The organism is Flavobacterium soli DSM 19725, from assembly GCF_000422705.1.
GTDB lineage: Bacteria > Bacteroidota > Bacteroidia > Flavobacteriales > Flavobacteriaceae > Flavobacterium > Flavobacterium soli.
In genome coordinates, this window is sequence record NZ_AUGO01000002.1 from 422,405 (window position 1) to 444,528 (window position 22,124).

The following is a 22,124-nucleotide window of genomic DNA, read 5'->3' on the forward strand; positions in this document are numbered from 1 at the left end:
ACATATTTTTAAAGGCTTTTGACGAAAGTATCTAATGAATTGAACATTAGGATATTTGGTAAGTCGATTTTATGCTGAAGATGTTCTGTATTTCTACCTAAAAGCCATAATTGTGCATCATTTGAATCCAATATTTCTTTTTTTAGTCTCATCATATAACTTTCAACTTCCTCTTTTTCGGGAGAAGTGGTCATGTAAGTTACAAACACAATCTTATTGAAAATTTGTGCAACATCTTTTAAATTATCCAAAGGAGTATTGGCTCCAAGATAAATACTTTTATAACCATTTAAACTGATTTCATAATTTAGATATAGTAACCCAAGTTCATGAATTTCATTCATTGGAAGAAAAAGCACAAAAATTTTGTCTTTTTTTTCGGGTTCTTGCATTTGTACTTTTTCCGTGCTGATGATTAACTTTTGAGCAATCAGGTTGCTAATAAAATGTTCATGAGCGGGTTTGATAGTATCGGTTTGCCAAAGAAGACCAATTTCGTTTAACAGCGGAATAAAAATCTCATGAAAAATTTCTCTAAACGATTTTTCCGAAAGCAAGTTGTTATAGGTATTCAAAAAAAGACTCTGATCAAAATTAATCATCGCCATTTTGAAAGCATTGATAGCGTGATGCTTGATGCTTTTTTCAGAAATTATTTCACGAACCAATACCGGAATTTTTTCTGGTGGATATTTAGAAATTTTAGAAATCTTATAGCCATAATTATGTAGCAAAGTGATGTTCAATAGCTTCTGAAGGTTTGCAATATCATAAAAACGGATGTTGGTTTCTGTCCTCATAGGCTCCAGAATGCTGTATCTTTTCTCCCAAATTCTGATGGTGTGTGCTTTAATCCCTGAAAGATTTTCAAGATCCTTGATGCTGAATACACTCTTAACGCTTTCCATAAATTTCATTTTGTTTAACAAAAGTAATTATTTAATTAAACAAAATTCTGAATTGCATAAAAAAATATCTCAAAACTTTAGGATTTACTATTCACTATTGTTTGTACATTTGATAAACGTGATGCAATTAGATTAAATAAATTGTCATTGCACTTCAAAAAAACGCTTATAATAGACATAACAGTCTTCATGAAATTTAAAAATTTAATCCTCAGTCTCTTTTTTATAGGATTGATTGCCTGTAATAATGCAGAACTTTCGGTTGTGGCTGAAACTCAGTTTTCTCAAAATGAACAAGAAGATGCTAACTTGTTTACTACTGATAGTCTATCAAAAGTTCAAGATTTAAAATATTCATTGGAGCAATTGGATAATACTAAAGGTTTGTCTAACAGTTCGGTTAATTGTATTTTTCAGGATTCACAAAACTTGCTTTGGATTGGAACTTGGGACGGATTGAACCGGTATGATGGCAATAGTTTTAAGATTTTCAGATCGGAACAGGACAATAAAAAGGCTTTGAGTAACCAAGTAATCCTTAAAATAGGTGAAGATCATGAAGGGCAAATTTGGGTTCTAACGATGCATGGCATCAATCGATACAATAAAAAAACCGATACGTTCAAGCATTATTATTTTTCACGAAAAAACAATCCACCTTTGTCGGAGTCCGAATTTAATATGGCCTTGGATCCTTCAAAACAAGTTTTTTGTGCAGTAAAAGAGTGGGGAATTGGTTATTTTGATGGAACCGAATTTCAGCCTTTGAAAAGTAAAATTTTTGCAGCAAAAACAGTTAGAAAAATGGAGTTTTCGAAAACAGGAAAACTCTTGGTTTTGTTTGATAGTAATGAGCTATATTCTATTGATTTTATTTCAAAAGGTGATGAAAAAAGTATTTCAAAAACGTATTTAGTTTCAAATAAGGTAAAAACGTTTACTATACTTCCCAATCAAAATATTTGTACAGTTTTGATTACTGGTACAGTTGAAGTATACTTTCAAAACTATAAAAGCAAAACTGTTTTTCCTCAGAAAAACATCGAAAATATTGTCGGAAATATCTCTGAAGGATTGGTTCTTTCTCAAAAATCAAGATATTCAATTGTTGATTTTGATGGAAATGAAATCGTAAGACCTTGGTCAAAATACCTGAAAAACCAAAAAATAACTACATTAATTCAAGGAAGCGAAAATATTATCTGGACAGGTACCGATGGTGATGGCGTTTTCAAAATGTATCCCCTTAAAAAATCGTTCAGCCTGATTTCTCAAGCTCAAGTGCCAGAACTCGATGGCGGGATTGTGAGAGCTTTTTTGGACGTTAAAGGAAATTCATTTTGGGTTGGAACAAAAGGCAAAGGTCTCTTTCGTTTTCCTTCTGATTTTTATCTGCATCCAGAAAAACCTTTGGAATATCAAAATTTTAATGAAACCAATAGTATCATCAACAATGCGGTTTTTGCTTTAAGCGAAGGAAAAGACAACCTTGTTTTTATTGGAACTGATGGCGATGGAATTTCGATTTATGATATAAAATATTCAAAATTAATAAGTTGGAAGGATGTTGAAGGAAGTGAAGAGGTTGATTATTTTAAATCTATTTATGCCATTCATCAAGATAAAGATGGATTTATTTGGCTGGGAACCAATGGTTATGGGATGATTCGCTGTAAAATTTATCGTTCGGGTTCAAAATTAAAAGTAACCGATTTTAAAAAATATATAGCAGGAAATAATGACGAAAATGCATTAAGTAGCAACATTATCTTTTCGATTGTTCCGAGAAACGATAATCAACTTTGGATCGGGACACGTTTGGGAGGTTTGAACCTTTTTGACAAGCAATCGGCAACGTTTCAAACCTTTAAAAGTGATGCAAATAACCCCGAAAGCCTTTCCAATAATGATATTTTGTGTTTAGTTATAGATGCTCATAACAAGCTTTGGATCGGAACAAGTTTTGGTTTGAATGTTTTGGAAGAATTGAAGAACGACGGAAAAGCTGTTTTTAAAACCTATACAACCAAGGAAGGTTTGCCAAATAATACTATCCACGGAATTGTTTCGGATAAAAATTCTAACCTCTGGATTAGTACGAATTTTGGTTTGTCAAATTTCAGCATTAATCCCGAAAAGTTTATCAATTATACTCGAAATGAGGGGTTGCAAAATAATGAGTTTGCAGACGGAGCTTTTTATAACGATCCCGAGTCTGACTTTATTTTTATGGGAGGAATCAAAGGATTTAATTATTTTTTGCCTCAAAAAATAAAGGAATCCAACATAATTCCTGATCTTTTGATTGATAAAATTAGCGGTCAAAATCAGGCTATTCCTTATTATCAAAGTTTGGTTATCTCGCCAAATTCTAAAACTTATCCATCGATTGTTTTAAAGCATAACCAGAATTTTTTTGATATTCAACTGGCAGCTTTGACCTATATTAATAGTGAAAAATGCAGATATGCCTATCAGTTAAAAGGTTTTGATCAGGATTGGAATAATATTGACAACAGGAAAATCATATCTTTTACAAACGTTCCTCGAGGAAATTATTCGTTATGGCTCAAATGGAGCAATAGTGATGGTGTTTGGAGCGAACCCGTTCAAGCAATTGATATTCGAGTAAAGCCTGTTTTTTGGCAGTCTAATGTGGCACTTTTGGTGTATGCGATTCTGCTTATTTCGTTTTTGCTGTTTGTCAGAAGTTATTATTTAAAACGTCAATCGCTCAAGCAAAATATTCTGATCCGTCAAAATGAAGAAGTCTTGCATGAAAACAGATTGACTTTCTTTACCAATATTGCACACGAATTTTTGACGCCGTTGACTTTAATCGTCGGGCCGATTCAAAAATTATCAGAAACCACAAATCTAAACGAGAAGAATCAGAAATTCATTCACATGATTCAGCGAAATACTTCTCGATTATTATTTCTAACCCAGCAATTACTTGAATTTAGAAAAGCCGAGTATGATTATTTGGAAAATACGGTAAAAAAATTCGATTTAGTACACCTTGTAGAGCAAATAGCAGAATTATTTGATGATTGGGCTTTGGAAAAAAATATCCAGTATGATGTTGAAGTACCTTATACTTTACTAGGTTGGTTTGATAAGGATAAATTGGAAAAAATTATATTCAATTTAATGTCAAATGCTTTTAAATATACTCCTTCAAATGGAACTATTCATCTAAAATTTAAAATAGAGGATAAGAATTTCAAAACATTAAACATCACGATTACCAATTCAGGAAAGGGCATTCCGAAGGAAAAACTAGAATCTTTGTTTGACCGTTTTTTCCTGTCAGATACCAATCATACTTCGGATACTGAAATGTTTAGAACCGGAATTGGATTGGCCTACATCAAAAAATTGGTAACGGTTTTAAGAGGGGAAATTGAAGTTTCGAGTATTGCAAATGAACAAACTACGTTTACCATTTTGATTCCTTGTCAAAAAGAAGCTTTTACAGAAAAGGAAATCGACATGGAAAAATCGCCCGTATTGATTTCGCATCATCTTCGAAATATTTTGGAAGAAATTAATGAAAAATCAGATGATATCCCCGATAAAATATCGGCTTTGGATGTAGTAGAAAACAACCATAAAAAGATATTGATTGTTGAAGATGAGAAAGAAATACATTTGTTTCTAAACGATTTATTGGCCGATAAATACAAGATCATCACAGCTTATAATGGTATTGAAGCTTTGGAAAGTATCGAAAACGAACTTCCGGATATCATCATTAGTGACGTTATGATGCCACTAATGGATGGTGTTGAACTTTGTAAGAAAGTAAAAACCGATTTGAGAACCTGCCATATTCCGTTTATTATGTTAACTGCCAAAGATTCGGTTATTCATAGGATTGAAGGTTTGGAGAGTGGAGCAAATTCCTATATTCCAAAACCGTTTTATCCAGATCATTTATTGGTTAGAATTCAAAAACTTTTGGAAGAAAAGGAACTGATTTTGCAACATTTTACTCAAGATGTCGTTGTTGGAACGTTGTCGGATATTCCAATTAACAATGAAGAGAAGGCTTTCATCAAGCAAGTTATTGACCTGATTCGAAAGAATATCGACAACGAAAACCTTCAAGGGGCATTTATTGAGAAAACTTTAGGCATCAGTACTTCGCAATTGTATCGCAAAACAAAAGAAATTTTCGGACTTTCTCCAGGAGATCTGATTCGAACGATTCGCTTGAAACATTCAGCTGAACTCTTACGTAAAAACCAATTGACGGTTTCAGAAGTATGCTATGCATCGGGATTTAACAACCGATCCTACTTTTATAGAGAGTTTAAAAAGGTATACAATACGACTCCAAAAAATTATCAGTTACAATACAAAACCAAAAACTCTTCCTTTTCAAATAACTGAAAATCAACTACATCGTTATAGTGTACACTTTTGAAGAAATAGTGTACAGGCTTTGTTGTGGGGTTAACCTAAATTTATGACATCATAAAAAGGCACCAAAAAAATGAATATCACACTAAACTCAAACTAATTTTTATTAACATGAAAAAAAAAGTACACATTATTAACAAATCAGCATTATTGATATGAAAAACAAAATTATTTACAATCTTGTTCTGATATGGACAATATTGACTGGAAGCGTTATGTATGCACAAACTGTATCAGGAACGGTTTCTGATGCAAACGGACCATTACCGATGGTAAACGTCAGTGTAAAAGGAACCACAAACGGAACTGCAACTGATTTTGATGGAAATTTTACCCTTAACAATACGGGAGCAAATCCAGTTTTAGTATTCAGTTATATAGGATATGTAACCAAAGAAGTTATAGCCGCTGCCGATACGACTATAACAGTTGTTTTGACGGAAGATTCTCAACAATTGGAAGAAGTAGTAATCACGGGATATGTTGGACAACGAAGAAACTCGATTTCGGGAGCCGTTTCAGAAGTAAATATGGAAAATTTTTCCAAAACTAGAGTTGCCGATGTGTCGCAAGCTCTTCAAGGACAAGTTGCCGGTGTTTTCGTTGCTGCAAGTACGGGAGCTCCAGGAGATGGAATCCAATTGAGAATTCGAGGAGAAGGAACTTTAGGAAATAACAATGCTTTATATGTAGTTGATGGAGTTCCAACACGTGACATCACGTTCCTTAGCCCATCGGATATCAAAACAATGACCGTTTTAAAAGATGCAGCATCTGCTTCAATTTATGGTTCTCGTGCAGCAGGAGGTGTTGTTTTGATTACTACAAATAAAGGTGCTGAAGGTAAATCTAGCTTGGATGTTGATGTTTTTACAGGCGTTCATTTTGCTGTAAACCTTCCAAAAATGCTTAATGCAGCTCAATATTTGGACATGGAGGAAAGAGCTTGGAACAATAGTACAAAAAATATTCCAGGAGCCACAAATCCTTATACACGTGATCGAGGCGAAAGAATCTTTGCTGATACAAACTGGTTAGACGAATTGTTTACCACAGGTTTATCAAATAATATTCAGATTTCAGCAAGTGGCGGAACCGATAAAACTCAGTACATGATCTCTGGAGGTTATTACGGAATTGATGGAATTGTGACTGAAAAAAATGACCGTTACAAACGTGTGAATTTTAGAACCAATATCAACTCGAACGTTACGGAACGATTTTCTGTAGGAACAAATTTGCAATTGAACTACATCACTCAGGATCGTTTGTCGTCAAGCGGAGATGCTCCAGGGGTTATTCGTCATGCTTTAATTCGTCCGCCAGTTTTAGGAATTTATAAAGATGTGAATGATCCAACTTATTCAGCAAATGATCCTTATACCGATTTACCTTTCTACACTGGACCAGACAATGGATGGAGTCAAGACTATGAATTTAGCTCAAACCCTTTAGCAATTGTTCACTTTACAGATGATAAAAGGAATACATTTCAAGCTTTTGGAAATGTGTTTGCGGAATATGCCGTACTAAGCGACAAATCCTTAAAATTTAGAAGTAATTTAGGAGCTGATATCAAGTTTTTGCATGGAAAAGTTTTTTCAGAAAACTATGGAGATCCTAACATTGGTAATACAAGTGATGTATATTATGGTTTAGGTAGAAACAATCGCCCAAATAGTTTGAATGAAAGTAGAGGCGAAAACATAACCTTTACATGGTCGAACACATTGAATTATGTAAAAACAATTAATGATGATCACAATCTAAATTTCCTAGTCGGGACAGAGTTGATCAAAAATAAAGAATCTGCTATTGGTGGTGCTAGGTCAAATTTTGATATTACATCAGATCCATATCGTTACCTTGATTTTGGTGGATTAGGAAGTGCGAGTTTACCTTATCCCTATAGTTCAGGTAGAGAAGATAGATGGAGTTTGTTTTCTTTCTTCGGTTCAGGAACCTATGGTTATAAAGATCGCTACTTTGCAACGGCTACACTTCGAGCTGATGCTTCTTCAAGATTTGGACCTAATAATAAATGGGGGTATTTTCCTTCAATTTCTGGAAACTGGATCATTACCAATGAAGAGTTTATGTCAAATGTAAATTGGCTTTCAAACTTAAAATTTCGTGCAAGTTGGGGTGTAAACGGAAATCAAGAAATTCCTAATAATGCCTATCAGACTTTTGTTACCACAAATGCAAACGGAACAGAAGTGATTCGATACGGAAATCCTGATTTGAAATGGGAATCAACAGCTCAAACCAATTTTGGTATTGATATGGGAATTTTGAGTAACAAACTTTCATTCTCTGTAGATTATTTCAAAAAAGAAACCGAAGATATATTGTTGACTTTAGGTTTGCCAGGAGTTTCGGTAGGAAACATACAAGCGACTTACATAAATGCTGGCTCGGTTACAAATGAAGGTTTTGAATTTGCATTAAACTTTCAAAACAATGACAACGAATTCAAATATGGTTTTAATGCTAATTTGGCAACATTAACTAATGAAGTAACTGGTCTTCATTCTAATGTAAGACTTTTGGAGAATACATTTGCAAATACTAGAACTGTAGCAGGTCAGCCAATTAATTCTTATTATGGATTCCAATTTGACGGAATTTATCAAAATACAGCCGAAATCAATTCTCATTTATACTCAGCTCCAGGAACTACTCAACCAGGAGACATCAGATTTAAAGATCTTAACGGAGATGGAGAAATAAATGCTGATGACAGAACCTTTATTGGTAATCCTATTCCAAAAATGACATATGGTTTGGCATTTAATGCTTCCTACAAACGTTTCGATTTGTCATTTTTGTTCCAAGGTGTGGAAGATGTAGATCGTTACAACGATTTAAAACAAATTCTAGATTATGACGGACGTCCCTTTAATTCTACAACAGCAGTTTTAAACAGCTGGAACGGAGAAGGAACAAGCAACACGATTCCAAGAGTAACACAAAACGACAATGGGGGAAGTAGAATTTCAAGCATATTTGTGGAAGATGCATCCTATTTGAGATTGAAAAACATCGAAATTGGATACACGTTTGACAATAATATGGTTGCTGGAATTTCAAATCTTCGTGTATATGTTTCAGGACAAAATTTATTGACATGGACCGATTATAGTGGTTTAGATCCTGAATCGACTAACCTGAAAGATCAAGGAACTTATCCACAAGCTGCAGCAGTAATGTTTGGAGCAAGAATAAAACTTTAAAAAAAAATAATTATGAAAAAATATTTTAAAATAGCGCTTTTGTTTGGAGTACTTTCCTTCGTAGCCTGTGAAGATGAACTTGACTTAACACCGGTTGGTGCAGTTCCTCAAGATCAAGCAGACAACACTCCAACAATTACGATAATGGAGAACATTACTCGTTCTTCGTATGAATTATTGTCTAGTCGACTGAATATTCTAGGCGAATGGAATTGGAATGGCGGTTTAGTTTTCCAAAATGATTACATCATGCAAGATATTGCTTCGGATGATATGGAGAAAAAATGGTCTCCAGACGGAGATCAGCCGTGGATTGATGAAATCAATAATTTCACCTTTACTTCTGAAAATGGTGGTCCAAATGGATTATGGAAATACAATTATGAAGGAATAAAAAGAGCCAACACTGCAATTGAACATCTCACAAATCCAGAAATAGAAACCATTACAGGTATTTCTGAAGCAAGAAAAAATCAATTGCTTGCTGAAAATTATTTTATCAGAAGCTATTACTATTTTTCATTAGTAACCAATTTTGGTGATGTTCCATTGATTCTTCGACCTGTAAAATCATTCGAAGAAGCTTTTGAAGTGGCTGTAAGAGTTGATAAAAATCTAGTATGGGAACAAATTCAAGCCGATTTACTTTTAGCAATTGATTTATTACCAAATGCTAAATATTCTTCTGAAACAGAAAAATGGAGAGCTTCAAAAGGAGCCGCTCTTGCTCTTCTGGCAAAATCACATTTGTATAATGAAAATTGGAGTGCAGTTCCACCGTTGGTAGATCAAATTGCAGTATTAGGATTTAGCTTGAATGCCCATTATTTTCAAAACTTTACTGCCGAGTATAATGATAACGAAGTTATTTTTTCGTTCGATCATCAAACCAATGCCACTCCAAGAAGAGGAAATGGTATTTGTGCACCACTGGGTTGGGGATTTTTCGCTCCAAGCGAAGATTTCTTGAATGCTTTTGAACCAAATGATCCAAGAAAATCACTTACTGTTAATGTTGAAGATCAAAACGTAAACAAAATGTTAGGAAGTCTAAACGGAGCTAACAAGGGTAATGATGACGCACCAAATAATAAAGTATACATCCGTTTTGCAGATGTTCTTCTTTGGAAAGCCGAAGCACTTCTTGAAACCGGTGATTATGCTGGTGCCATTAGTATTATCAATCAAATTAGAACTCGAGCAAGAACATCAACAGATGCCGATGGAAATCTTCCACCAGCAGGAACATTGCCAGACCGTCCTGCTTCAACCGATCCTGCAACAGTTAAAGGATGGTTGATTTCAGAAAGAAGAGTCGAACTCGGTTTTGAAAACCAAAGATTGCTTGACTTGAAAAGATGGGGAATTGCTAAACAAGTTATGACCGCTCATGGAAAAAATTTCCTAGACAAACACATGTTGTATCCTATTCCACAATCGGAAATTGATGCATCCGCTGGAACTTTGACCCAAAATGATTACTAAAATTTTAGAGAAAAAGGTTGGCTCAGAGTTAGTTTTGAGTTAGTTAGTTCCGGGTCAACCTTTATTTTTATAGACAATAACCTACAGCATATGAAAGACATTGCAAAACGCTTTGTAGAGAATCCATTATTATCTCCCAACGATATTCCTGCCAGTACAGAAGGTTTGGAAATTACCTGTCTTCTCAACCCGGGAGCTTTCCTGTTTCAAGGGAAAACATGGTTAATCGTGAGGGTTGCCGAACGTCCAAAACAAAAAGAAAATATAATCTCGTTTCCTATTTTAACCGAAACAGGAAGCATAACCATCATAGAAATCAAAAAAGACGATCCAGAATTGGTTGCCACAGATGCTAGGGTTATCAATTATAAAGGCACCGATTATTTAACTACGTTATCTCATCTTCGATTGTTATGCAGTGACGATGGCGTTGAATTTTATGAACCTGAAGATTATCCATCTTTGGTTGGTGAAGGAATTTTGGAAACTTTTGGAATTGAAGATTGCAGAGTGGCTACAATTGAAGGAAAATATTATTTGACCTTCACTTCGGTATCCGATAATGGAGTAGGAGTGGGATTACGAACTACAACCGATTGGAAAAATTTCGAAAAACATGGAATGATTTTTCCAGCTCATAATAAAGACTGTGCCATTTTTGAAGAAAAAATAAACGGACTTTTCTATGCCTTGCATCGACCAAGTAGTGTAGATATTGGTGGAAATTACATTTGGATTGCTTCATCTCCAGATGGAATCCATTGGGGAAATCACCATTGCATCGTCCGAACTAGAAAGGCGATGTGGGATTCAAAACGCGTTGGTGCTGGAGCCGCTCCAATCAAAACTGAAAAAGGATGGTTGGAAATTTACCACGGAGCCAACGAAAATCATCAATATTGTTTGGGTGCTTTTTTATTGGATTTAAATGATCCAACAAAAGTTTTATCTAGAACCGAAGAGCCGATTATGGTTCCAACAACCGAATATGAATTAAGCGGTTTCTTTGGAAATGTAGTGTTTACAAACGGTCACATCGTTGAACCTGATGGCGACACGGTAACGGTTTATTATGGAGCTTCAGATGAATTTGTTTGTGGAGCTACATTTTCAATCAAAGAAATCCTTTCACTTTTAAAATAAATGCAATGCTAAAGAAACTTGCCTCCGAAGTGGATCATTTTAAAAGTCAAACCCATAATTTTCGCATCTTGGTGTTTACCAATTTGGTGTATGCTCTAGTTTTGCCTGTGATTGATATTTTTGTCGCGGCTTATATCATGAGAAATTCAAATGACACTTCGAAAGTTGTAATTTATCAGTTGGCGATTTATACTGGAATTCCGCTTACTTTTTTATTGAATGGATTTTTGCTCAAGCATTTTAATATCCGAAAATTATATTCTACTGGAATGATGTTGAGTGGTGTTTCGATGATTATTATGATGTCGCTCAAAACACTCGATTTAACCGGAATTGCAATTGCAGGAATCACGATGGGGCTTTCTTTCGGATTGTATTGGTCCAACCGAGATTATTTGGCTTTATCCATAACCAACGACGAAAACCGAAATTATTATTATGGTTTGGAAACTTTTATCTATACCATAATTGCCATTGCTGTTCCCGCCACGATTGGTTGGTTTATTCAATCAAAAGTAGGTGAAACAGAAAAGCATACGGCCTATTTAATTATTACAGGAATCGTTTTTCTAATCACAATTGTCGCTTCGATCGTTTGTTTCAGAGGAAATTTTGAAAATCCGGTACAAAAAAAGTACATCTTCTTTAAATTCCATCCCCTCTGGAACAAGTTATTATCATTGGCCATGTTCAAAGGTTTGGCACAAGGATTTTTAGTAACCGCTCCAGCCATGTTAATTTTTAAACTTTTAGGAGAAGAAGGAGCTCTCGGAAAAGCACAATCTATTGGAGCAATTCTAGCAGCAATCATCATCTATTTTATTGGCCGTTTTTCTAAACCTGAAGATCGAATCAAAACCTTTTCCGTAGGATTAATTCTTTTTGCAGTTGGAGCTTGCTTGAATGGATTTTTATACAGCCAAACCGGAGTAATCATCTTTTTATTATTACTTTTAATTGCAAAACCGTTGATGGATCTAGCCTATTTTCCGATTCAATTGAAAGTAATCGACATTGTTTCCAGAATTGAAAAAAGAGGCGAATTCACTTATATTTTAAATCACGAAGCAGGTTTGTATCTTGGACGACTTCTTGGAGCTGGAACATTTTTAGTGTTGTATTATGCTGTTTCAGAGGATTTTGCTTTGCGATATGCTATTGGAATAATTGCTTTACTTCAATTGTGTTCGATTTTCATCAGCAAAAAAATTATTGCTCAAGGAAATAAATTAGCTCCTGAGGAAGAGGAAAATATTGATCCAAAAGCACTCGAAGAAACAGCCACAAACATCGTCTAAAAATTAAAATCAATACGAATGAATACTTTTTTTAAAGCCCCAACAATATATTTTTTATTGGCGAACTTGTCCCTTTTTGCACAAGTAAAACAGCAATCGATTCCGCGAGTTGATAAGATGGCCGATGTGCCACAACCTTTCGGAATTATCGATTACAACCAACTTGCTAAAGATTTTGATGCAACCGTTTTTGATTTTGATGCAAAAGGAAAACTCTGGCCATTGGTTTGGATTGATAAGAGTCAGAAGAATTTTCCACAGGATGTTGTCGGGTTATATACAGCAATGGGAGATGTCCGTCAAGGCAAAGCCAATAAAGGAATGTTTCATGAAGCTTTGGCAACAATGGGAGCTACTTTAGGTGCGAGTTTGGTAGGAATTGACAAAACCAATCAGGACAAGCTGAATTATGTGGCAATGCTGAAAAATTATTTCAACAGCGAAACAGGTTGGGACATTATGATGAATAACACGTGTCCCGAAGTGGCCTTGCTTGGTGGAGGTTATGGACGTGATTGGTGGTATGATGTGTATCCAAATTTGTTATTTTATGCTGTTTATGATTTGTATCCAAATGAACCAGGATTTGAGGAAATAGCTCGAAAAATTGCCGATAAATTCTATGAAGCGGATGTTATCTTGAACGGAAATTATGATTATTCCTATTTTGATTATGGAAAAATGACACCGATGAAAAACAACATTTGTGCTCAACCCGATGCTGCAGCGGGCCACGCTTGGATTTTGTATTCGGCTTATAAAAAATTCGGAGATCAAAAATATTTGGACGGAGCTCTTTCTGCACTTTCAGCTTTAGAAAGCCAACCTATAAATCCAACTTATGAATTATTGATGCCTTTTGGAGCTTACTTATCTGCCAGAATCAATGCCGAAGAAGGAAAAAAATACGACACCGCCAAAATGTTAGATTGGACCTTCGACGGAACGGCTATTTGCCGTGAAGGTTGGGGGTTTTTAGTTGGAAATTGGAACGGATTTGACATTTCGGGAACGGTTGGGAGTACGGTTCATAACGGAGGTTATGGTTTTTTGATGAATACCTATGATGCCGCTTGGCCTTTAGTTCCAATGGTTCGTTATGATCAATCGTATGCAGATGCCATCGGAAAATGGATGTTGAATGCCGCAAATGCTTCTAAATTTTTCTATCCAGAACACATGCCAGACGAACACGAAACGATTCCAGAATTGGCACACGTTGGAAAAGGAGTTATTGGTTATGAAGGTATTATCAAAAAATCACTTTATCCTGAAAATGAATCTATTTCAGCTCCAGTTGCCCAAGGCGATGGGCCACTTTGGGTTCCCGGACAAAATCCAAAGGAATCCCAATTAAGTGTTTACGGAAGTGGTCACGTGGGGATTTTTGGAAGCATCATTAAAAAAACAAATGTTGAGGGAATTCTGCAATTGGATTTATTGGCAACCGATTTCTTCAACGACAAAGCGTATCCTTCTTATTTATACTATAATCCATATAACGAAAACAAGACGATTACAGTAAATGTTGAAAGCGGGAAAAAAGTTGATTTATACGACACGGTTTCGGGAAAATTCTTGGCGAAAAATGTTTCTTCTTCATCAAAAATAAAATTGGATGGAAAAACTTCAGCTGTAATCGTGATGGTACCTTCCAAAGGAAAAGTGACGCATTCAGGCCATAAAATGCTTGTAGATAATATCGTGGTGGATTATAACCTTCAACCTTAAAAATAAATCTTCTGACTAGATTGTTTAAAATTATAACGGTTTATTTCTGCTTAACTTTTTGTTTTTTCGCAACTGCACAAAATGCCGAAAACTCAAAAAAGTGGTGGAAGGAAACCGTTTTTTATCAAATATATATGCCAAGTTATGCAGATAGCAATGGCGATGGTTATGGCGATTTTAAAGGCATCACAAGCAAATTAGATTATTTGCAGGATTTAGGAATCAAGGGAATTTGGCTCACGCCTTTTTTGAAATCTCCGAAAGTTGATAATGGATATGATGTCGCCGATTACTACCAAATTGATCCAACTTATGGAACCAAAACGGATTTCGACAATTTCCTAAAGGAAGCACATAAACGAAATATAAAAGTGATTATGGATTTGGTTTTAAACCATACTTCCACCGATTGCAAATGGTTCCAAGAGGCAAAAAAATCAAAAGATAATCCGTATCGCGATTATTACATTTGGAAAGACAAGCCCAATAATTGGGAATCTTTTTTTGGCGGAACAGCCTGGGAAATGGATACTACAACAAATCAATATTATTATCACAAATTTGATATCAGAATGGCCGACCTCAATTGGTCGAATCCAAAAGTCGTTGATGAGGTTCAAAAAATATTAAAATTTTGGTTGGATGCTGGAATTGACGGTTTCCGACTCGATGTCATCAATTTTCTTACTACAGATGGAATTCTTGCTGATAATCCGATAAAGGACGGAAGTCAACAGCACTTATACGACATCGACCAAGAAGGCGTGAAAGAAGCAATGAAAATGATAAAAACGACGGTCAATGCTTTTGAAAATCGTTTTATCGTAGGCGAAATTGGTAGTGACAAGATTGAAGTTTTAAAGCAATACCAATCAGAAGAATTACTGGATGTGGTTTTTAATTTTAATTTCGGAAGCATACCAACATTTTCTGCCGAAAGAATCTTTAATGAATTGCAAAGCATGGAAAAAGAGATGAGCAGTTATCCCACATTATTTTTTGGAAGTCATGACATGCCGAGAATGATAGACAGATTAGCAGATGGTAATCCTGAAAAAGCTTCAGCTTTGGCAGCTCTTATTTTTACTGCAAAAGGAGTTCCGTTTGTCTATTATGGAGAAGAAATTGGAATGCACAACATCTTAGCAGAAAATCTTGAAGAGATGAAAGATATCCAAGGGAAAACCCATTATCAATTGGCTTTAGCCAAAGGAAAAACTCCTCATGAAGCACTTTTGGAAGGCAATAAAAACAACCGCGACAAATCCCGTAGTCCGATGCAATGGGATGACAGTAATTTTGCTGGGTTTTCCACTGAAAAAACGTGGATAAAAATCAATCCAGATTACACGGTTAACAATGTAGAACATCTCAAAAAAGATAAAAATTCAATCTTTTATAAGTATAAAGAATTAATTGCATTACGAAATAAGGAAAAAGTGTTGCAGTATGGAACTTACGATAGATTGGAATACGAAGACGATCAAATTCTTTATACTAGAAGTTTTGGAAATGAAAGTATCACAGTAATTATTAATTTTGGAAGTGCCGTAAGAATCAAGCTTCCAAAAAATGCTAAGGTACTTTTAGGCAATGCAGAACTCACAACCAACGGCTTTATTATTTATAAAAGATAAATTTTTAGAATCCTATAAATTAAAAAAAAATCCTAACTCTCGTTAGGATTTTAGTTTTAGAACATTTACTGTTTTTAGTAACCTTCATTCTGAGTAAACGATTTAGTCACATCCATTGTTTCCTGCGGAATAGGAAATATTCTTCTGTAAGGTTGTGAAACTGGTTTTGCAGAAAAAGGCAAATCAAATTTCCCAAAACGAATCATTTGAGGACGACGGTACATTTCCCAATACATCTCAAAACCTAATTCTTTGTATAATGTTTCGGCATCCAAAGAGGCGATTGGTGTTCCAGGAACATTGTTAAATAATGCCTCTCTGGTTCGGTTGGTTCTCAAGGCGTTTACATCTGCAAGAGCAAGACCAATATCGCCTTTACGGAAATAGGCTTCGGCTCTCATGGTGTAAATTCCACCTAATCTGAATAACGGAATATCTACATTACTAGAACCATTTCCTTCTTCTGGATCAAATTCATATTTGAAAACACGAGCACCTCTGTTGATTTGATTTTGGGCAAATACGGCAACTGTTGGATTGTCAAAGTTTAATTCTGGTGTGAAATCCATTGGAGTTGTCGTGCTTTTCTCCATAACCAAAGGGAAAACCTTAATTCTATTATCTTCAGTCATTTCAAAAGCTCCCGAAGATGTGAGTCTTGGACCGTATTGTGGCCCAGCCATGATACCGTAATTGAAATGAAACCAAGGCAATCCTGAACTTCCTGGAACAATATCAGTTGCAGGAACGCTTGTTGTAGTTGCATCGTTCATGAACCAAGTTCCATCGCTGTATTGCACATATCTGTGAAATCTTGGATCGTCATGATTTCCGTCCCAACTTGCGTAAAATTCTGGTGAGATACAAGATGCATTCGTTCCTCTATTGGCTGGCGAAACCCTCTGGTTACGTTCCATCGATACATAGGCAAAATCATTATCTCCATTTCGGATGTAATCGATTTTTTGAACTACGGCAAAAATCATTTCTGAACTTCCAGAATTATCAAGAGAGAAATTTTTGAAATAATTGCTTTCCAAGCTAAACTTCCCAGAGTTGATCAAAAGAGAAGTATAATAAATAACGCGATCCATGTCGCTACCCGAACCACTAACGGCAGCTTCTGTAAAATTAAAGTTTGAAGTTGGATTGTAACGGTCTTTGAAAACCGCTCGATTCAAATACATAGTACTCAACAATCCATAAGCAGCTTCTCTTGTAAAACGACCCGTATGAGTAGATTGTTGACCCAATTCTGCTAGTTGAGGCAATAATGCTTCTACATCCAAAATCAAATTGTCAATTGCTGTATCTGCTTGAAGAATTTCCAGTGGAGCACTCAAGTTCAATGGATCACGATAAGGAGCTTGTCCATACAAATCCAAAGTTGTATAGGTGTAAAAGGCTAAGAGTCCTTTGGCTTCAGCCAAAAAAAGATCTTTTTCTGGAATATCGCTATCATTAATCGATTTAATTGCAGTAAGTGATCTCGTGATTCCGTTCGTTAGCAAGTTCCAGTTGTCGGTTACAATAGCATTGTTCGGACTCCAAGAAAATTCGTGCATGGAACGCCATTTACCGCCATCTCCCCAGTCACTTCCTCTTGTTGGCAACAAGGCAACATCGGTTGTATATTCTTGCAAGGCAAAAACAGCTCCGTGATCTACAAAAGTTCTGTCGCCCAATCGATCATAAGCGGCAGCTAGAGCTCCAGCAGGATTTGAAGCATCATCTCCAAGTACTTCATCCAGAACAACTTCATCCAAATCAGTGCAACTGATCGAAAAAAGAGCTAGAAATGCAACGGCTACATTTTTAGTATTGAATAATTTTGTTAGTTTCATAATAAAGAAATTTATTTATTTTTTATTTTTAGAATGACATCTTCCTTGTTTTTATTGGCTTAAAGCCAAATTTTTCCAAGCGATTTACCTATTTTACAATTTTAAAGTTGCACCAAAAAGAAAGGTTTTTGATGTTGGATAACTCGAATAATCAATTCCTAATGATTGATTTCCACCGCTCGATTTAGGACTGTTGATTAAAGGATCGAAACCTGAATAATCAGTAATTGTTAGAAGGTTCTGACCTGTTACAAAAAGCGTCAATCCTTTCACCCATTTCAACTTATCGGTTTTGAAATTATACCCTAAACGAACACTGTTCAATCTAATAAAATCTGATTTTTCCAAGAAAAGTGTTGACAATTGAGGTGCATTTGCAGGATTAGCTCCTGAGTTGTAATAATCTGATGCTACGTTTCTGTCCGAAGCAAGGTTGTTGATGTTTAAGGCATTAAGTCCGGTATTGTTTACCAAATAACCTCCAGACTGCCCAATGATTGAGAACGAGAAATCAAAGTTTTTATAGTTCATCTGGCTGTTGATACCATACGTGAATTTTGGCAAAGCACCTTCGATAATTTTACGGTCGCTACTGCTAATCACGCCATCTCCGTTGTTGTCCTTAAAAATATTGGCACCTTCTTCGTCAAATCCGATGTGTTCCAGCAAATAAAAAGATCCTGCGGCATATCCACTTTTGTAGATGTTAGCCAAAACGCCAGATTGTCCAGGTCCAGAAATAGTTCCCGATAAAATTTCGGATACGGGAAGATTCTTGATTTCATTGTCTAAAGTTGCTCCATTCACATCAACTGTCCAAGAAAAATCCTGTGCGTTGATGATTTTTGATCCCAACATAAATTCGAAACCTTTGTTTACGATTTCGCCATCAATGTTTACCCAAACCGTGTTGGTCGGACTCAAAACCTGAGACGGAATGTTCAAGATGGCATCCGTTGTGGTTTTGTTGAAGTAATCTAGTGTTCCAAAGAATTTATCGTTCCATAAACTGAAATCCAAACCGATGTTGTATTGCGTCACCACCTCCCATTTCAAATCAGGATTTGGCGTTCTCGCTACCGAAATTCCGTTTACCAATTCCAAATCATCATACAAATAATAACCATCTGCACCAGCAAGAGCATAACTCGCTTTTGTGATCTTGTTTTCGACTTCCTGATTACCCGTCTGTCCCCAGCTTGTTCTTAGCTTTAAACTCTGAACCGCTTTAGATTCTTTTAAAAATCCTTCTTCAGATAGGTTCCAGCCTAAAGCAAATGATGGGAAATAACCATATTTGTTGTTTTCTCCAAAACGTGTCGAACCATCGGCTCTCATCGAAGCGGTTAAAAGATATTTTCCGTCGAAAGTATAATTTACTCTTCCAAAATAAGACTGCAACTCATTTTCTTGGGCAAAGCCAAAAACGCCCGATTGACGTCCTGAAAATCCAGGATTGTTTCCAGGGGAGATTCCAGTTTCTTGGTCATCAATTCCATCAATGCTGAAGTTGGTCCCCGATCTTTCAAATTTTTGATAAGAGAAACCACCAAGCACTTCCAGTTTGTGCCTTTCGGCAAATAAATTATAAGTCAGATAATGTTCGATAAGTGAATTTTTAGATTCCATATTGTTCTGAACATACTTTCCAAGCGGATTCAAATCGGTAAGGTTTGGATAAATAGTCGTGTTTCTTTCGGCCATCGATCGGTCATATCCAAAGTTTAACTTATATTCCAATCCATCCACAATCCTGAACGAAGTTTCCAGATTTCCTAAAACCCTGATAGTTCTCGTTTCATCTTCAAAAATGCTCAACAGATAAGCTGGATTGTAATGGGCATTCATGTTGAAGTTGGTATAATCACCATTTTCATCAAAAACCGAACGCGTTGGATTTGCCATCAAAGTATGGATGATCAATTGTCCGTTTGAACCTCCGTCATCACTTGTAGGAACTCCGTTATCGATGGTTTCACTTGCTGTTAAATTCACTTTCACTTTCAAGCGTTTGTTGTCGAGGAACGATTCGGCAGCATTAATTCTACCTGAAGTACGCGAAAAATTACTTTGGTTCACGATACCTTCTTGTTCCATATTGGCCAAGGAAACATAATAATTTCCAGAGTCGGTTTGCTTGGCAAATGATATCGAATTATTTTTGGTTACGGCTGTTCTAAAAATCACATCTTGCCAATCCGTATTTCCACCGTGGTCGAAAGCAGGATCCGAAATAGCATTCCTGTATTGGCTTGCCGAAAGAATGTCTAATTTTTTGGTAACGTTTGAGAATCCCAAATAACTATCAATTGTAAAAGTTGCATCACCTTTAGATCCTTTTTTAGTGGTAATGATTACAACTCCATTCGAACCTCTGGCTCCATAAATCGCTGAAGCAGATGCATCTTTTAAAACCGTAATCGATTCGATATCGCTTGTGTTTAGAAAGTTCAATGGGTTTTTTGCAGTCGAAGAACCAAATCCAACATTTGTACCTCCAGGACTTACACCATCATTCGACAACGGAACACCATCTACAACAAACAATGGTGTACTTCCGCTTCGGATAGACCCAACTCCACGAATTGTTACATTCACTCCAGCTCCAGGTTCTCCGCTTGCACTAACAACACGAACACCGGCAACTTTTCCTTGCAGTAAATTATCGGCAGAAATGTTAACTCCTTGTCTGAAATTTGCTTCTCCAATTTGAGTTACGGCACCTGTAACATCCGACTTGGATTGTTTTCCATATCCCACCACCATAACTTCGCTCAACTCAGATGCATCAGATTCTAACTGAATGTTGAAATTGTTGCCTTCCACAACGAGCGTTTTGGTTTTATATCCCATATAGGAAATTTCCAAAGTTTTTCCTTGGGCTACAGTAATCGTAAATTCTCCATCAATGTTAGAAATTACTGCATTGGTAGTTCCCTTTTCCACAATAGAAGCTCCAGGAAGCGGAACTCCATTTTCATCAACCACTTTTCCTTTGATGGTTTGTTGAAGTAGAGTTGTAGTTTTTACAGTCTCCATTTTCTTGATCAAGACCAGTCTATTGTTGATGCTGTAGCTAAAATGTGCTATTTGAGACAAATCGTGCAACACCTGATCTAATTGGCTGTTGTTGTAGTTGATCGAATAATTGGTTTGATCCTTTATTACAGCTTCTCCATAACTGAATTTGTAATGTGTTTGTTTGCTTAATTCTGAAAAAATATGCACTAAAGTTGCTTTTTCTGAAATAATTTTTACTTTTGGAGAATCATTTGCAATTTCTTTTGAAAAAGCGGTGTTGATGGACATTAATGTTGCAACTAAAAACAAGGCATTTTTTAGTTGGAACGATGTAAATTTTAAATTCATAATTTAAGTTATTGATTTATACGATGCTTAATTTTCGGCCGTAGTTGTTCGTAGCAACTGCGGCTTTTTTAATTCACGGTTACGGTATCCTCATATAGTTTGAATTTTAAGTTGGTGATATAATTTATTTGGTTTAAAATACTTTCCAATGAAGCTTTCTTTTCAATAAAAAGCGTAAGTCGGGTGTCAAGAACAAGCTTGTTTTTTACTTTCACTGAGATGCCATATTTGTATTCTAAAAGCGTAAAGACTTCTTTTAGGGAAACATTATTCAGTTCGGTATTTTCTTTGTAAAAGTTCGAAATTGCTGTGTTTTCATGTTTTTCCTTGAATAAGCTTCCAGCTATTAAAGACACTTCTTCATTGGGAAGCAAATCGATGCTTTGGTTTTTGGAAGACACATTTACTTTTCCACTTACTACCATCACATTACATTTATTTTTAGATAACTGGATATGAAAAGAAGTTCCCAAGACTTTTGTTTTTATCGCACCAGATGTAATCATAAAAGGATGTTCGGGATCTTTTGCAACTTCAAAAAAGGCATTTCCTTTCAAGAGTTTTACCGTTCTTTCGCTTCCGCTAAAAGTTTCCGGATATTCAAAAACCGAATTGGCAGCCAGGTAAATTACCGACCCATCTTCGAGTTGGATTGCATCAGATAATTGGGCTGTTTTAAAAGTAACCATCTCGGGAGTTTCATTGTTAAAAAAATAGCCTAAACCAAAAAGTACTGCAATACTTGCTGCAACAGCATATCTAATGTAAAGCGGCAATACTTTTTTCTTGTTGATGTGATTTTGCACCACATTGTATATTTTCTCCGAAGCCAGATTTTTTTCTCCCATTGCTTCAACCCATTCCGATTTCTCGTAGGTCGATTGCATAAAATCATTGAGCAGTTGCTCTTCGGAATTCGAGGTTTTCTTTTGCTCACTTTTTTCAAGGAGACTTTCCAGATTGTATTTCAATTTTTTTACCATCATACTTATTGTTCAACTATAAGTACCAAGATTTCAAAATCGTACTATCTGGAATTATTATG

The 22,124-nt window shown here is 35.8% G+C and carries 11 protein-coding genes; 7 read left to right on the forward strand and 4 right to left on the reverse strand.

Annotated elements, in window-relative coordinates; translation table 11 throughout:
- Positions 1–8: 8 nt before the first annotated feature.
- Positions 9–908 carry a MerR family transcriptional regulator gene (locus G508_RS0105045; RefSeq protein WP_026704297.1) on the reverse strand — a complete coding sequence of 300 codons (900 nt, stop codon included), beginning with the start codon at positions 906–908 and terminating at the stop codon, positions 9–11.
- A gap of 189 nt (positions 909–1,097) precedes the next feature.
- Between G508_RS0105045 and G508_RS0105050 the strand changes: the two genes are divergently transcribed.
- The 7 genes from G508_RS0105050 to G508_RS18610 all read left to right on the forward strand — a co-directional run bounded on the left by G508_RS0105050 (position 1,098) and on the right by G508_RS18610 (position 15,866).
- The gene (locus G508_RS0105050) at positions 1,098–5,306 is read left to right on the forward strand and encodes a hybrid sensor histidine kinase/response regulator transcription factor (RefSeq protein WP_026704298.1); all 4,209 of its coding nucleotides are present in this window, start codon (positions 1,098–1,100) and stop codon (positions 5,304–5,306) included.
- Between the two features lie 185 nt (positions 5,307–5,491).
- Positions 5,492–8,572 (forward strand): SusC/RagA family TonB-linked outer membrane protein, encoded by a 3,081-nt coding sequence (locus G508_RS0105055; RefSeq protein ID WP_026704299.1) that lies wholly within the window; start codon positions 5,492–5,494, stop codon positions 8,570–8,572.
- A 12-nt stretch (positions 8,573–8,584) separates the two neighbouring features.
- Positions 8,585–10,057: a RagB/SusD family nutrient uptake outer membrane protein gene (locus G508_RS0105060; protein WP_026704300.1), complete on the forward strand. Its 1,473-nt coding sequence runs from the start codon at positions 8,585–8,587 to the stop codon at positions 10,055–10,057.
- Between the two features lie 90 nt (positions 10,058–10,147).
- Entirely contained in the window at positions 10,148–11,200 is a 1,053-nt protein-coding gene (locus G508_RS0105065) for a glycoside hydrolase family 130 protein (RefSeq protein ID WP_026704301.1), read from the forward strand.
- Between the two features lie 5 nt (positions 11,201–11,205).
- On the forward strand, positions 11,206–12,498 hold the full coding sequence (locus G508_RS0105070; RefSeq protein ID WP_026704302.1) for an MFS transporter: 1,293 nt from the start codon (positions 11,206–11,208) through the stop codon (positions 12,496–12,498).
- Between the two features lie 18 nt (positions 12,499–12,516).
- Positions 12,517–14,229, forward strand: coding sequence for a hypothetical protein (locus G508_RS0105075; RefSeq protein WP_084625913.1), 1,713 nt, complete (start codon positions 12,517–12,519; stop codon positions 14,227–14,229).
- Between the two features lie 134 nt (positions 14,230–14,363).
- On the forward strand, positions 14,364–15,866 hold the full coding sequence (locus tag G508_RS18610) for an alpha-glucosidase (RefSeq protein WP_084625914.1): 1,503 nt from the start codon (positions 14,364–14,366) through the stop codon (positions 15,864–15,866).
- 74 nt (positions 15,867–15,940) lie between these two features.
- Here G508_RS18610 and G508_RS0105085 read toward each other — a convergent pair whose 3' ends face one another.
- From G508_RS0105085 to G508_RS0105095, 3 genes are all read right to left on the reverse strand, one after another.
- Complete coding sequence (locus G508_RS0105085; protein ID WP_026704304.1) at positions 15,941–17,710, reverse strand: RagB/SusD family nutrient uptake outer membrane protein; 1,770 nt, start codon at positions 17,708–17,710, stop codon at positions 15,941–15,943.
- A 93-nt stretch (positions 17,711–17,803) separates the two neighbouring features.
- A complete protein-coding gene (locus G508_RS0105090) occupies positions 17,804–21,079 on the reverse strand; it encodes a SusC/RagA family TonB-linked outer membrane protein (RefSeq protein WP_026704305.1) in 3,276 nt (1,091 codons plus the stop codon).
- A 68-nt stretch (positions 21,080–21,147) separates the two neighbouring features.
- Complete coding sequence (locus tag G508_RS0105095; protein ID WP_245569847.1) at positions 21,148–22,065, reverse strand: FecR family protein; 918 nt, start codon at positions 22,063–22,065, stop codon at positions 21,148–21,150.
- Positions 22,066–22,124: the final 59 nt, after the last annotated feature.